Origin of the sequence: Methylocaldum sp. GT1TLB (genome assembly GCF_051027445.1) — a bacterium.
GTDB lineage: Bacteria > Pseudomonadota > Gammaproteobacteria > Methylococcales > Methylococcaceae > Methylocaldum.
The window spans coordinates 4602328-4615552 of sequence record NZ_CP194898.1 but is presented as its reverse complement, the minus strand read 5'-3'; the positions used below and the strand labels follow the sequence as shown (position 1 = coordinate 4615552).

Genomic DNA, 13225 nt, shown 5'->3' with positions numbered 1-13225 from the left:
AACTCAGACCCATTGACAAGGAAGCGTTAAACTCACTCGAGCTCCACGGGGCTCGACATTCGAAATATCCAGCTGCCCGCCCAGATCGCGCGCGAACCGCTGAACCATGGCCAGACCGAGGCCGGTACCGCCGGGCCGCCCGGTTGCGAAAGGACGAATGCCGGTTTGCAGGATCTCCTCGGGAAACCCAGGCCCATCGTCGGTCACCGTAAGGAGAACGTGGTCCTCCCCTCGACAGGCACAAATTTCTATCGTTCCGTTTTGATCTCCGATAGCCTGCGCCGAGTTCAGAATCAGATTGAGCAAGGTCTGGCGCAGACGGCATCCCGGCAGCCGGCAGACCAAATCGTTCGATGCGCTCCAATCGAGCCTGATGTTGGGCTGGATCTGGTAACGGGTCAGTGTCACCAATTCGCGGATCAACACGCCGACGTCGCATTCGGCAACGGGCGCCGGGGTATGTCGGCCATTATCGAGCAGTTCGTTGAGGAGCCGTCCCATCCGCTTCAGCTCGGCGATGATCAAATCGACCCTCTCCGCCTGTTCGGTATCGTCGATCTCGTTGCGGAGATTGACGCAGGTCATCTGGATGCCGGCGAGAGGGTTGCGCAATTCGTGGGCGATACCGGCCGCCAGCTCGCCGACCGCCGCCAATCGTTCGGTACGGGACAGACTGGCCTGTTGCTCCAGCAAGGCCCGCGTGGCCGCGCGCACCTCCGCTTCGAGGGATTCCGCGTGGTGGCGCTTGACTTCCTCCAGCTCGGCCAGACGCTTGACCATATCGTTATAGCTATTGAACACCGGCAGCAAGAGCGGGTCGATCCGCGCGGTTTCGATCGGCGTGAAATCTTCGTGGGCGAGGCGCAGCAGCAGTTCCTTGAGATTGTTCAGCGGCGCCAGGATTTGGCGGCGGAAGAACACTCCCCCGAACAGCAGAATGGCCGCCAGTACTCCGAATACCAGCGAGATTTCGGTACGGGTCGCCTGGCCGATCTCCTCCACCAATCTTTCCCGCTCCAGTGTCTCTTGGTCCAGCATGGCGCTGGTTATTTTGAGTGCGCGCAGCAAGAGCGCTTCCTGGCTCTCCGGAGGCAAGCGCTCCCGGCTGATTTCGACGATCAGTCTGCTGACTTCGGTCAGTTTGTTCGGCGTATCGGCCGCGACGTGATAATCATGCCGCGCCAGTTCCGCAAGCCGGGTGGAAAGCTCGGAAAGCTGTTGCGCATGCAAGCGGCGGTTTGACCCGGTCGTAAAGTACCCCGTCAGCGCGTCCTGCAATTTGAATGCGACCTCCTGAATATGATGGGCGTAGCCGACGTAGGCGCGCACGGTTTCAAACCGCTCCAGGTTGCGCCAAATCATGCCGCCGAGGAGGACGAGCACCAACAGCAAAAGGCCGAGCAGCGCCCAGCCCCTTACTTGGGCATAGCGATAGGAAAATGGTTTCACGGTCTGATTCTCAAAGGCGCGAAGATACCCATGCTCTGATTCTGTCCCCCGGCCCATGATTCGGCGGCAGCCGGTCGTTCAGGCTGCGTATTCTAGCCCAGAGAGCGAGGCTCGCTTCAAAAAGCGATCTGTCCGCCAACGGCATTCAAGTGTCGACGCGTCTGATAACGCAAGAGGACAAACAGAAAGCACATCGACAAGGAGTAGCCGTAAGCCGCGCCCACCGCGCCGAATCGCTCGGACAGATAAAAACCGAGTACCAGATTGATGACTACCGCATAACTGGTGGAAACGAATACGCTGCGGCTCTGCTTCATAAACTGTAGGTAATAGGGCGAATCCGAGAAAATGGCGTTGACCGAGGCGCCCACCGCAAGCACGCACAGCGCTTCGTAGCCATGGCTGAAATTGGGGCCGAACCAGTCGAGAATGGTTTGTCCGAGCACCACGACGACGGTCAGAAAAGCGATCGCCAGCCCGCCCACCACCATTAGCCTGTGCCGCATCAAACGCCGCAAGGACAAGCCGTCCGCGCGCTCCATGAACATCGACGTCAGCGGCAGATAAAACCGGTTCGCCGTATTGGCCAGAAGCACGATGAAAGTGCCGGTCTGCGCGGCGACGGCATAGGTGCCCACGATCGCATCGGACGGATAGAGCAGTTCCAAGACGATCACTCCCGATCCGGCCATCACGCTCAACATCCAACTGTTCAGCAACAGCGGCACCGCCCGCCGCACCCATTTGGCCCTCAAAAAGTCGGGCCGAGCCCGCCACGTATCTTCCGGCATCGTGAGCCGGGCCAACTGGTGTATCGCACTCAGGGTCCATAGCCAGGCCAAGCCATAACCGCAGGCGACGCCGACCGCCGTCATCGGCAAATCGAATAGAAAAATCAGGTAGACGAAAAAAAGAAAGCTGGTCGGCAAAAGCAAGCGGTAGATCATGACCGCCTCGATTTGCCTGCCGTTCGCCGTAACCACCTCGACCAGAAACAAGGCGGGGGCGATGGCGGGCAAGAACAGGACGAGAATGACCAGGGCGATGGGAGAATTCGCTCCCGAGGCGATGCCGAGCATCAACCCAATGAAGGCGAGGAGTAGGCTGAAAAGTACGATCGTACGCAGGGAGAAGGTCCAGAACCCCAAGCTGCGCGTCCAATCTCCTCTCTCCCGATAAACCGGAATGCAGCGCAATGCGTACTTGTCGAGTCCGAGCGTGGCCACGGTGGACAAAATGGTGATGGCGGACAGCGCTACGCTGAAATCGTCGAAATCCCGAACCGAAAGGTTGCGCGCCAGCGTGATATTGATCACGTAAAACAGCAGATAATTCACCAACGCAAGAACGCACAAGATCAGAGAGCCGGAATAATCAGCGCGCGATAAGGACTGAGTCAGCATGAATGCGAGTGTGGGTTATCGTGGAGTTCCGGCCAATCCGTTCGAGCCGATTTTGTTTTTGGTCATCGATGTGGATGTTTTGCTTGTTTTATGACCGACTGATGAAATTCGGCAATCGACTGCCCTAAAAGAGCCGCCTTGGCGCATGGTCTCCAGATTTCTATTATGCCAGTATCGGCTCGATAATTATTCGACATTCGACAAAATCATCGGGGCCTTCCCAGGTTTTCCCTAAAAGAACTTTTTCAAACATTCGTCAAAATCGAATCGCGCCGTTTCGGCGCCGTCTAAGTCAGGAAGACGTGATGAAACGACGCCGACATCCCCGAAAAACGGAGCATGATCATGAAACAGACAGGAAAAGCCCTGGCGATTATCCTGGGCTTGTGCGTCTTGAATCCACTCCTTCTGGCGGAAGAAAAACCGGCTCGACCACAGGCGGGTTCGCCTGAAATCCAGGGAGGAGAACAACAGATAAAACGTCTGAAAGAGCGGCAAGAGTATCTATTGAAAATGCACGACCTGATGCACCAGATTCGAGATGCCAAGACTGACGAGGAGCGGGAGCGTCTCAAATTGGAGCACCTCAAACTCCTCCAGATTCGGACGTCCCCGCACGATCCGGATATGATGCAGGAACATATCCAAAAACTTATGGAACAAGGTACCGAGATGAAGGAGCGATCAAACAAATAATCAAAACCTCGCGGCCGATCTATTCGCCGGAAACGTTCGGCTCTTTGTTCCGTCTGCTTGCCTCATTTCCTCACATGCCTGCCTCGACTGCCGCCGCACAGCTTGGATTTTATTATTATCATTAGTTATAAGTTTTATATTTTTTATTCTTTTTCGTTTTAACCTTCGCTGTTAACATGCCTCCAACGACGATTCGGAAGCATGGCCTTGTCCCTCACAAAGCACACGGAATCAAGGCGCCCGAACGCGGAACCGTAGGATAAAGACTAAACAGGAAAATAGCCAAGGCTTGCGCTATGACGCTCAACAACCGTTTGCCTTATCAAGCTTCACAAACATCGCTGACAACCCAAAAGATCCTGGAAGCCTTGCAGGGGCTACGTTTTGGCTCGGTCGAGATCATCGTGCATGACGGACGCATCGTCCAGATCGAACGCAAGGAAAAGCTTCGCCTCAATCTCGCCTGTCCCGCCGCGTCCGCGGACTAAGACAGCGATCAGCAGTACACATTCTTTTTTCCATTATCGAAATCAGCCCACCGGTTCACCGGAGGTTCAACAAGAAAAATACGACTCGGCACGCTGACCGGATCACCGGAACTGCCTGAATGTGATAAGGGGTCACGATCATGCAAAACCGATGGTCTTTACTGTGGGCGGCGGGGGTGGGCAGCGCCTGGCTGGGGTTCGCACCCGAAGCTTCGGCCATTACTGCCGAACAGCGTTTCGAAAAGCTGGAACGCCACATCCTGGAACTCGAAAGACGACTCGAAGCCTCGGAGACGGAAAACCAGAAGCTGCGTTCGAAGCAGCCTACGGCCGCATCGACGGCGCCCGAACCGGATATCAAGGCGCTGAACCAAAAGGTGAAAGTGTTGGAACGCAAGCTCGAGGTGGCCGACGAGGTCGCCATCGAAAACGCAAAAAAGACGCCGAAGCTCGAGGCCGGATCCAATGGCATCCGATTCGTTTCGCCCGATAACGAACATATCGTGCGCCTGAGGGGTTCGGTGCAGGCCGACTACAAATTCTTTATGGATGACAACCGGACGCCTGCGGGTGCCAGCACCGGATTTCTTGCGGACAGGTTCGAGCTCAAGCAGGCCCGTATCTGGCTGGAGGGTACGTTGTGGAAGTACTTGGACTTCAAGATCATGCCCGATTTTGGCAACGGCCGAACCATTCTGGCGGACGCCTTCATCGATGCTCACTATTTCCATTTCGCCAGCCTCAACTTCGGCAAACAGAAAACGCCCATCAGCTTGGAACGGCTGCAAGGCGACTCCGACGGTACGTTTTTGGAGCGCGCCTACCCGACTTATCTCGCCAGTAACCGCGACATAGGCGTGATGCTCCACGGCGAATTCGCCAAGCCCGGCTACCAGGTCGAGTATGGGGGACCAGTGGATTTCAAGAATTTCTTCAGCTACCAGCTCGGTGTTTTCGACGGCGCGGGCGATAACGGCTCCATCGACACGGATATCGACGACGACAAGGAGTTTGCCGGACGGCTCTGGTCACACCCCTTCCAGCACAGCGGGATCGCCCCACTCGAGGGTCTGGGAATCGGCATAGCGGGCAGTTGGGAACTGCCCAAACGGGCAGCGCTGGTCAACATAAACAGCGCGATCGGACAGAACAGGATCCTGGATTATGGCCAGCTGACAACCGGCACAAGCTCGCTCGTCGCCGACGGCGACCATTACCGTATTTACCCGCAGGCGTATTGGTTCTACGGGCCCTATGGGTTGATGGGCGAGTATGTCCTGTCGTCGCATCAATTGCTGGGGAGCCGAAACGGCCAAACCGGACGGATTCAACAGGACAACACCGCCTGGCAGGTTCAGGCGTCTTACGTGATCACCGGCGAGGACAACACGTTTCAGAGCGTGAAACCGCGGCAAGCCTTCAATCCGTTTAACGGCCAGTGGGGCGCGTGGCAAGTGGCGGCGCGCTGGAGCGAACTGGATATCGATGACGATACGTTTGTGTACGTCAATCCATCCAGATCCGTCAGCAAGGCGACCGCCTGGGCGGTGGGCGTGAACTGGTTCCTCACCCGGAATGCGCGGCTCATGGCCGACTACGAGCAGACTTATTTCGACGGCGGCGCAGCCGGCGGGAGGGACCGCCCCACGGAAAAAGTCTTCGCAACCCGGTTCCAGCTGGTGTTCTGATCATTTTCCCCTGCCTCTTGACCCAAGGAGTTAATTCATGAAATTGAAAAATATTACGAACACGCTGCGCGCATTGCTGTTCGGCACGGCGCTGGCCGCTTCCGCCGTAACCGAAGCCACTAATGTCAGCCTGCTTAACGTCTCCTACGACCCAACCCGCGAGTTTTACGAAGAATACAACGCGGCCTTCGCCAAGTACTGGCGCGAGAAGACCGGGGACACGGTTACCGTCAAACAATCCCACGGCGGCGGCGGCAAGCAGGCGCGCGCGGTAATCGACGGGCTGGACGCGGACGTGGTGACGCTGGCCCTGGCCTACGATGTCGACCAGTTGTATCAGAAAGCCAAGCTGATTCCGGAAAACTGGCAGTCGCGTCTGCCCAATAACAGCGCCCCGTACACCTCCACCATGGTGTTCCTGGTGCGCGAGGGAAATCCCAAGGGCATCAAGGACTGGGACGACCTCGCCAAGCCCGGCGTTTCGGTGGTCACGCCCAATCCGAAAACATCGGGCGGCGCCCGCTGGATCTATCTCGCCGCCTGGGGCTACGGACTTAAAAAGCACGGAAACGAGGCAGCCGCCAAGGACCTGGTACAGAAGATCTACAAGAATGCGGCGGTATTGGACACGGGAGCGCGCGGCTCGACTGTTACGTTCGCGGAGCGGGAAATCGGCGACGTACTGGTCACCTGGGAAAACGAAGCCCATTTGATACTCAAGGAATACAGCCGATCCAGCAGCACGGAACACGGCAGACAGAAGTTCGAGATCGTCACGCCGTCCCTCAGCATTCTGGCCGAACCGCCGGTTACGGTGGTGGATAAGGTGGCCAAGCGCCACGGCACGGAAGAGCTCGCAACAGCCTATCTGGAATATCTCTACAGCAAGGAGGGCCAGGATCTCGCCGCAAAGCATTTCTATCGGCCCGGCGATCCGGAGATCCTGGCCAAATACGGCAATCAATTCAAAAAGATCGAACTGTTCAGGATCTCCGACGTTTTCGGCGACTGGAACAAAGCCCAAAAGACACATTTCTCGGACGGTGGCGTGTTCGATCAGATTTACGGCTCAGGACGCTAAGCATTCCAGGAAAGGACAGTTAGGTTCCAGAGCCTTAAACCCGCTGGCAGACCGGGACCGTCTGCCGCCTCTGTGGTTACTTTATGGAATCTCTGATTAAGTCCTTCGACAGGCCTGTCCTGAGCTTGTCGAACCATGAACGGAATCCACTTGTTCAGAGCTTCCTTATGCAAAGGAGCTTTCCCATGCCTCTGCGACAACTCGTGGAATATTTCAATCAGCGCTTCGCCGAAGAGCAAGGACTTAACAGTCCGCCGCTCCGGCTTAAAGGCACGCGGGTCGAAGGATATCTCGGGGATCTGCATGTCGGCAGTATTCTCCAACCGGTGCGGCTTGCCGAATCGCCAGTGCTCGTTATCGGCCACGATGCATCCTCGTTCGTGCCGGACGAGACGAATGGTTCGAATCGGCCGCTTCACGGCCCGGCCGCGGATAAAGCTCTCAACATCGTGAACCTCGACCGTCTGACCCGCACGGTTCACATGCTCAACTACCTGCCGGTCGCCCACCAGGACGGACACCTGTTCCTGCACGTGCACCCGCGCCATGTCCTCGCCGTGAAACGGGACCATGGCGCTTATTTCGAAGAGATCATCCGACGCTGCGGCCTCTCGACCCGCCGCGTGGTCATCACGCTGCAGATCAGCCCCATTTACGACCGCCATCTGATTCTGTTGCTCGAAAGGCTGAGAAACTACCGCGACCGCGGCTACTCGACCGCGATCAAATTCGACGACCGCGCCGGCGAAAGCTTCCTTGAGCGGTATTGCATCGAATTCCTCTACCGCTTCACGCCAGATTTCGTGCGGTTCGACACCCGATTTTTCCCGAAATTGGCCCGCGATGCCGAGAATTACCGACGGCGCTCTTCCCTGCTGTCGGCTGTTCGCCGCCTTGATACGCAGTTATTGATCGAGGGCGTCAACAGCGAGGCCGATGCCGATGTGGCGAAGCTGCTACAGGCCGATTTGGTCAAAGGAAGCTACTACGAACGGAATGCCGTTCGGGGGGTGGAGCGGAGCCTCGCCGATTGCATCGGATGAATGTTGATCGACCGCACAGGCGTTTAATAATATTTAGTTACAAGCAAACTTCTTTTTATTCGTTTTAAGAATAAACGTTTACTGTTATCGTACAAGAAAACAACCTGAGAGCTAGTGGGAGTGTGCTCGGCGATGCTGAAAAGACATGGCGTATTGCCCGGTTTTTCGATAACTCTGGGATTCACGTTAACGTACCTGAGTCTCATCGTGCTGGTGCCGCTGTCGGCAACCATTCTCAAAAGCGTCACCTTGGGCTGGGACGGATTCTGGGCCGTCATCGCCGCGCCACGGGTTTTGGCTTCCTACAAGCTGACTTTCGGGGCCGCGCTGGCCGGTGCCTGCATTAACGCCGTATTCGGGCTGCTGGTGGCCTGGGTTCTGGTCCGCTACGACTTCTTCGGCAAAAAGCTCGTGGACGCCTTCGTCGACTTGCCGTTTGCCTTGCCGACCGCCGTGGCCGGCATCGCGCTGGCGACACTTTATTCGAGCAAGGGCTGGATCGGCCAGATCTTTACTCCCTTGGGGATCAAGATCGCGTACACGCCGCTAGGCGTGATTCTCGCGTTGACCTTCATCGGCCTGCCCTTTGTCGTCCGCACGGTTCAGCCGATCCTGGAGGATTTCGAGACCGAATTGGAGGAAGCCGCGGCCAGCCTCGGCGCCAATCGCTGGCAGACCTTTCAAAAGGTTATCCTGCCGACGCTGCTGCCGGCGCTCCTCACCGGATTTGCCCTGGCCTTCGCCCGCGCCGTCGGCGAGTACGGTTCGGTCATTTTCGTCGCCGGCAATATTCCTATGGTTTCGGAAATCACGCCGCTCCTCATCATCACCAAGCTGGAACAGTACGACTACGCCGGCGCCACGGCCTTGGCCGTGTCCATGCTGATCGTGTCGTTCGGCCTGCTGCTGGCCATCAACGGGCTCCAGCGCTGGAGCCAACTGCGCCGCGCTTAACATTTGCAAGGAATACCAAATGTCTTCGATTGCCCTCCCTTCATCGATCAGCCGAACCCGTACCGCCAGCCGTACGAATCGCGAGCCGGCGCTCGTCCGCTGGCTGCTGATCGCTTTGGCCCTGGCTTTTCTGTTCGGCTTTCTGTTTTTGCCGCTGACCGTCGTATTCACCCAAGCCCTCGGCAAAGGCTGGGCTGCGTATGGAGCCGCGCTGATCGAGCCCAATGCGCTTTCCGCCATGTGGCTAACGGTCTTGGCGGCGGCCATCGCCGTGCCGCTGAACCTGGTGTTCGGCATCGCTGCCGCCTGGGCTATCGCCAAATTCGAATTTCCGGGAAAAAGCCTGTTGATGACCCTGATCGACCTACCGTTCTCGGTATCGCCGGTGGTCTCGGGACTGATCTACGTGCTGCTGTTCGGACTCCAGGGCTGGCTCGGCCCGTGGCTGCAAGAGCACGACATCAAGCTGATCTTCGCCGTCCCCGGCATTGTCCTGGCCACGATTTTCGTCACCTTTCCGTTCGTAGCCCGCGAACTCGTTCCGCTCATGCAGGCGCAGGGCACCGAGGAAGAGGAAGCCGCGATCGTCTTGGGCGCCTCCGGCTGGCAGGCCTTCTGGCGCGTCACCCTGCCCAACGTCAAATGGGGCCTGCTCTACGGCGTGATTCTCTGCAACGCGCGCGCCATGGGCGAATTCGGCGCGGTATCGGTGGTGTCCGGCCATATCCGGGGAATGACCAACACCATCCCGCTGCACGTGGAGATTCTGTACAACGAATACAACAGCGCCGCGGCGTTCGCGGTGGCTTCCGTGCTGGCGCTGCTGGCTTTGGTGACGCTGGCGGCCAAGAGCATTCTCGAATGGCGCATCAAACAGCAGACCGTCGATCGATGGTAGGTCGTAGGGCGGGTTAGCGCAGCGTAACCCGCCGAATCAGAAGGTCCATCCCTGCTAAGCCGCTCTACAAAAATCCAGGAGCACTCCGATATGAGCATAGAAATCAACGACGTGGAAAAATCCTTCGGCCGATTCAAGGCTCTTAAGAACATTACCTTGAACATCGGCAGCGGCGAACTGGTGGCGCTCTTGGGGCCTTCCGGCTGCGGCAAGACGACCTTGCTGCGCATCATCGCGGGGCTGGAGGCACCCGATTCGGGCTCTATCCTGTTTTACGGCGAGGATGCGACCAACCGCCACGTACGGGAACGGCAAGTCGGATTCGTGTTTCAGCATTACGCCCTGTTCCGGCACATGACGGTATTCGAGAACATCGCCTTCGGTCTTCGGGTCCGGCCGCGAGGTCAGCGACCTTCGGAAAGCGAAATCCGGCGCAAGGTACACGACTTGCTGAACCTGGTGCAGCTGGACTGGCTGGCCGACCGTTATCCCGGCCAGTTGTCGGGCGGCCAGCGCCAGCGCATCGCCTTGGCCCGAGCCTTGGCGGTCGAACCCAAGGTGCTGCTCCTCGACGAACCGTTCGGCGCACTCGACGCCAAGGTCCGCAAGGATTTGCGCCGCTGGCTGCGACGCTTGCACGACGAATTGCACGTCACCAGCGTGTTCGTCACCCACGATCAGGAAGAGGCTCTGGAAGTGGCCGACCGCGTGGTGGTGCTGAACGAGGGCCGGGTCGAGCAGATCGGGACGCCCGACGAAGTTTATGACCACCCGGAAACGCCCTTCGTCTACCACTTTCTGGGCGACGTCAACCTGTTCCACGGCCGCATCCACGACGGCCATGCCCGTATTGGCGAAACGGAGGTGGACCTCACCGGCGGCTCCGATCATCCGGAATCGGCGATCTTCTACGTACGGCCCCATGAAATCGAGATCCTGCGAGACGGCGGCGGCACCGGCACCATCGCCGCCAAGATACGCGATATCCGTCCGCTGGGAGCCACCGTGCGCATCGAACTGGAACGCATCGACGATCGCGGGTCCGTGGAAGTCGAACTGACCCGCGACCAGTTCGGCCGCAAAGGCTTGAGCGAAGGCGATAAAGTTTACTTACAGCCGAAGCGCCTTAGGACATTCGACGGCAACACGAAGCGGGAAACGACGCTGGAAGCCGTCAATCGGTAGCCGGGGATCATCGACATGGCTTATCGACCTGCGCCCGTCCGACGAGACGTTGTACCGATAGTTGAGGTTCGCATTCAAAACCCGGTACTCATAGTTCCCGGTATCGGCAACTCCGGGTCCGAACACTGGCAAACCCGATGGGAAATCAAGCATCCCGAGTTCCGCCGGGTTCAACAAAAAGAATGGAATAATCCGGTTTGCGGCGACTGGATCGAGCAACTCGAAATCGCCGTATCGGAATCCGGACCGCACACCGTACTCGTTGCACACAGCTTGGGGTGTCTCCTCGTTGCCCACTGGGCCCAGCAGATGGGGCGTTCGATTCATGGCGCATTGCTGGTCGCACCTCCCGATCCCTCTTTGGCGACTTTTCCAAGTGGAGCCGTAGGCTTTTCGCCGGTGCCCCGCATGAGCCTCCCATTCCCGAGTACGGTCGTCGCCAGTCCCGACGATCCCTACGGCAGCCCGGATTACGCTCGGCGTTGTGCGGCGGCTTGGGGCAGCCAACTTGTCGAGATCGCGCCGTGCGGACATATCAATGCATCGAGCGGCTTGGACGATTGGGAAGAAGGATTCGAACTGCTGCGCCGGTTGATAGACGGTTAAAATATGTCGCGGCCGTTATTGGGTCGCCCAAGGTTTCGGCACCAATAATCCTAGAAACGGCAGTTGACCGCTTCGATGCACCAGAAAAGCCCGATGAATCCTGAACGTCCCGCCCTGCATCAATCTCACCTTTTGGGTGAAGCCGCTACGCACCCGATTGCACGGCGGGCGGGCCACCTGGCGGCGTTGCTCCTTCTTGCGGGAGACTACCCCGCGGCGGCGTCGCGCCTTGCCAGGCGACCCGCCCGCCGCACACTCCGTCACGTCCAACTGCCGTTTCTCGGATAATAATGGATCAGCAAAACGGCCCGATCGAATACCTCGCTACAAACGAAAATCCCACCGTCAACTTCGGCGAAGCCTTGCGGTTCTGGCTGAAACTGGGCTTCATCAGCTTCGGGGGGCCAGCCGGGCAAATCGCCATCATGCACCAGGAACTGGTGGAACGGCGGCGCTGGATTTCGGAGCGGCGCTATCTTCATGCCCTCAACTACTGCATGCTCCTGCCGGGGCCGGAAGCCTTGCAACTGGCCACCTATATCGGCTGGCTGCTCCATGGCCTCAGAGGCGGAATCGCCGCCGGCGTCCTGTTCATCCTGCCCTCTCTGGCCATTCTGATCCTGCTGTCCTGGATTTACATGACTTTCGGCAGTCTGCCGGCGGTTGCCGGCGTGCTCTACGGCATCAAGCCGGCGGTGGTGGCGATCGTGGTTTTCGCCGCCTATCGCATCGGTTCACGGGCACTGAAAAACGGCGTCCTTTGGAGCATCGCCGTGCTGGCCTTTCTTGCCATTTCGGTGCTCTCCGTTCCTTTCCCCGCCATCATTCTGGCTGCGGCCCTGCTGGGTGCCCTGGGCGGACGTCTCGCACCGCGATTTTTCCGGGCCGCGGATGATCACGGCAACCCCGACAAGAACTTCGGTCCATCGATCATAGACGACCGCACGCCGACGCCGGATCACGCCAGGCTGTCCCGGCCGAGGCTGATGGCCCTGGCGATCGTCGGACTGATTTCGTGGGGAGGAATCCTGGCGCTCCTGGATCAGGATCGGGGCTGGCAGGGAGATGCCGTTCAGATGGGCTGGTTCTTCACCAAAACCGCCCTGCTGACTTTCGGCGGCGCCTACTCGGTGCTGCCTTACGTTTATCAAGGGGCGGTCGAGCATTACCACTGGCTGACCGCTCCCCAAATGATGGATGGGCTGGCATTGGGAGAAACCACGCCGGGTCCTTTGATTATGGTGGTTACCTTCGTGGGCTTCCTGGCCGGCTGGAGTAAGGATTTGATCGACGGCGCGCCCTTGCTCGGAGGTGCCGCCGGGGCGGTGATCGCGACCTATTTCACGTTTCTGCCGTCGTTTCTGCTCGTTCTGCTGGGCGGGCCGCTGGCGGAAGCGACCCACGGCGACATCAAGTTCACCGCGCCCCTGACCGGCATAACCGCCGCCGTGGTGGGCGTGATATTGAATCTTGCCGTGTTCTTCGCCTATCACCTGTTCTGGCCGAACGGCCTGAACGGCCCTGTCGATTGGCTGTCCGTGGGAATCGCTCTAGCCTCGGCGATCGCATTGCTCCGCTTCAAGCTGGGCGTTATTCCTCTGATCGGTATTTGTGCCATGGCGGGTCTCGTTTATCGGCTCGCGGTTCTTTGATCGGGTTTCGGCGTTTCCGAGCGACCGTTTGCGATTGAAAAGGTGGCTCCGGCGCTCCTGGAAGGGTCGTTCTAGCGCTCCC

General features: G+C 58.4%; 12 protein-coding genes. 10 read left to right on the top strand and 2 right to left on the bottom strand.

From position 1 onward, the window contains the following. Positions 1 to 3: 3 nt before the first annotated feature. A complete protein-coding gene (locus ACR2R1_RS20320) occupies positions 4 to 1449 on the bottom strand; it encodes a sensor histidine kinase (protein WP_434111692.1) in 1446 nt (481 codons plus the stop codon). Positions 1450 to 1565: 116 nt separating this feature from the next. Further along, positions 1566 to 2852, bottom strand: coding sequence for an oligosaccharide flippase family protein (locus ACR2R1_RS20315; protein WP_077727872.1), 1287 nt, complete (start codon positions 2850 to 2852; stop codon positions 1566 to 1568). Between the two features lie 345 nt (positions 2853 to 3197). On the opposite strand from ACR2R1_RS20315, the gene ACR2R1_RS20310 reads away from it, so the two are divergent. The 10 genes from ACR2R1_RS20310 to chrA all read left to right on the top strand — a co-directional run bounded on the left by ACR2R1_RS20310 (position 3198) and on the right by chrA (position 13143). Continuing rightward, positions 3198 to 3548: a hypothetical protein gene (locus ACR2R1_RS20310; RefSeq protein WP_347258620.1), complete on the top strand. Its 351-nt coding sequence runs from the start codon at positions 3198 to 3200 to the stop codon at positions 3546 to 3548. Positions 3549 to 3844: 296 nt separating this feature from the next. After that, positions 3845 to 4036 (top strand): YezD family protein, encoded by a 192-nt coding sequence (locus ACR2R1_RS20305; protein WP_077727870.1) that lies wholly within the window; start codon positions 3845 to 3847, stop codon positions 4034 to 4036. A 140-nt stretch (positions 4037 to 4176) separates the two neighbouring features. Next, entirely contained in the window at positions 4177 to 5724 is a 1548-nt protein-coding gene (locus tag ACR2R1_RS20300) for a porin (RefSeq protein WP_434111688.1), read from the top strand. A gap of 37 nt (positions 5725 to 5761) precedes the next feature. Then, positions 5762 to 6805 (top strand): sulfate ABC transporter substrate-binding protein, encoded by a 1044-nt coding sequence (locus tag ACR2R1_RS20295; protein ID WP_434111685.1) that lies wholly within the window; start codon positions 5762 to 5764, stop codon positions 6803 to 6805. A gap of 185 nt (positions 6806 to 6990) precedes the next feature. After that, positions 6991 to 7848: an EAL domain-containing protein gene (locus ACR2R1_RS20290; protein ID WP_434111682.1), complete on the top strand. Its 858-nt coding sequence runs from the start codon at positions 6991 to 6993 to the stop codon at positions 7846 to 7848. Between the two features lie 135 nt (positions 7849 to 7983). Then, positions 7984 to 8802: a sulfate ABC transporter permease subunit CysT gene (cysT, locus tag ACR2R1_RS20285; RefSeq protein ID WP_434114284.1), complete on the top strand. Its 819-nt coding sequence runs from the start codon at positions 7984 to 7986 to the stop codon at positions 8800 to 8802. A gap of 19 nt (positions 8803 to 8821) precedes the next feature. Further along, the gene (gene cysW / locus ACR2R1_RS20280; RefSeq protein WP_434111680.1) at positions 8822 to 9700 is read left to right on the top strand and encodes a sulfate ABC transporter permease subunit CysW; all 879 of its coding nucleotides are present in this window, start codon (positions 8822 to 8824) and stop codon (positions 9698 to 9700) included. Positions 9701 to 9790: 90 nt separating this feature from the next. Further along, on the top strand, positions 9791 to 10885 hold the full coding sequence (locus tag ACR2R1_RS20275; RefSeq protein WP_434111679.1) for a sulfate/molybdate ABC transporter ATP-binding protein: 1095 nt from the start codon (positions 9791 to 9793) through the stop codon (positions 10883 to 10885). A 15-nt stretch (positions 10886 to 10900) separates the two neighbouring features. Then, positions 10901 to 11491, top strand: a complete 591-nt coding sequence (locus ACR2R1_RS20270) for an RBBP9/YdeN family alpha/beta hydrolase (RefSeq protein ID WP_434111677.1) — start codon at positions 10901 to 10903, stop codon at positions 11489 to 11491. 290 nt (positions 11492 to 11781) lie between these two features. Beyond that, positions 11782 to 13143, top strand: a complete 1362-nt coding sequence (gene chrA / locus ACR2R1_RS20265) for a chromate efflux transporter (protein WP_434111675.1) — start codon at positions 11782 to 11784, stop codon at positions 13141 to 13143. Positions 13144 to 13225 lie beyond the last annotated feature (82 nt).

Coding starts and splice junctions, on each gene's coding strand:
- ACR2R1_RS20315 (WP_077727872.1), bottom strand. CDS start 2,852: ATGCTGACTCAGTCCTTATCGCGCGCTGATTATTCCGGCTCTCTGATC.
- ACR2R1_RS20310 (WP_347258620.1), top strand. CDS start 3,198: ATGAAACAGACAGGAAAAGCCCTGGCGATTATCCTGGGCTTGTGCGTC.
- ACR2R1_RS20305 (WP_077727870.1), top strand. CDS start 3,845: ATGACGCTCAACAACCGTTTGCCTTATCAAGCTTCACAAACATCGCTG.
- ACR2R1_RS20300 (WP_434111688.1), top strand. CDS start 4,177: ATGCAAAACCGATGGTCTTTACTGTGGGCGGCGGGGGTGGGCAGCGCC.
- ACR2R1_RS20295 (WP_434111685.1), top strand. CDS start 5,762: ATGAAATTGAAAAATATTACGAACACGCTGCGCGCATTGCTGTTCGGC.
- ACR2R1_RS20290 (WP_434111682.1), top strand. CDS start 6,991: ATGCCTCTGCGACAACTCGTGGAATATTTCAATCAGCGCTTCGCCGAA.
- cysW (WP_434111680.1), top strand. CDS start 8,822: ATGTCTTCGATTGCCCTCCCTTCATCGATCAGCCGAACCCGTACCGCC.
- ACR2R1_RS20275 (WP_434111679.1), top strand. CDS start 9,791: ATGAGCATAGAAATCAACGACGTGGAAAAATCCTTCGGCCGATTCAAG.
- ACR2R1_RS20270 (WP_434111677.1), top strand. CDS start 10,901: ATGGCTTATCGACCTGCGCCCGTCCGACGAGACGTTGTACCGATAGTT.
- chrA (WP_434111675.1), top strand. CDS start 11,782: ATGGATCAGCAAAACGGCCCGATCGAATACCTCGCTACAAACGAAAAT.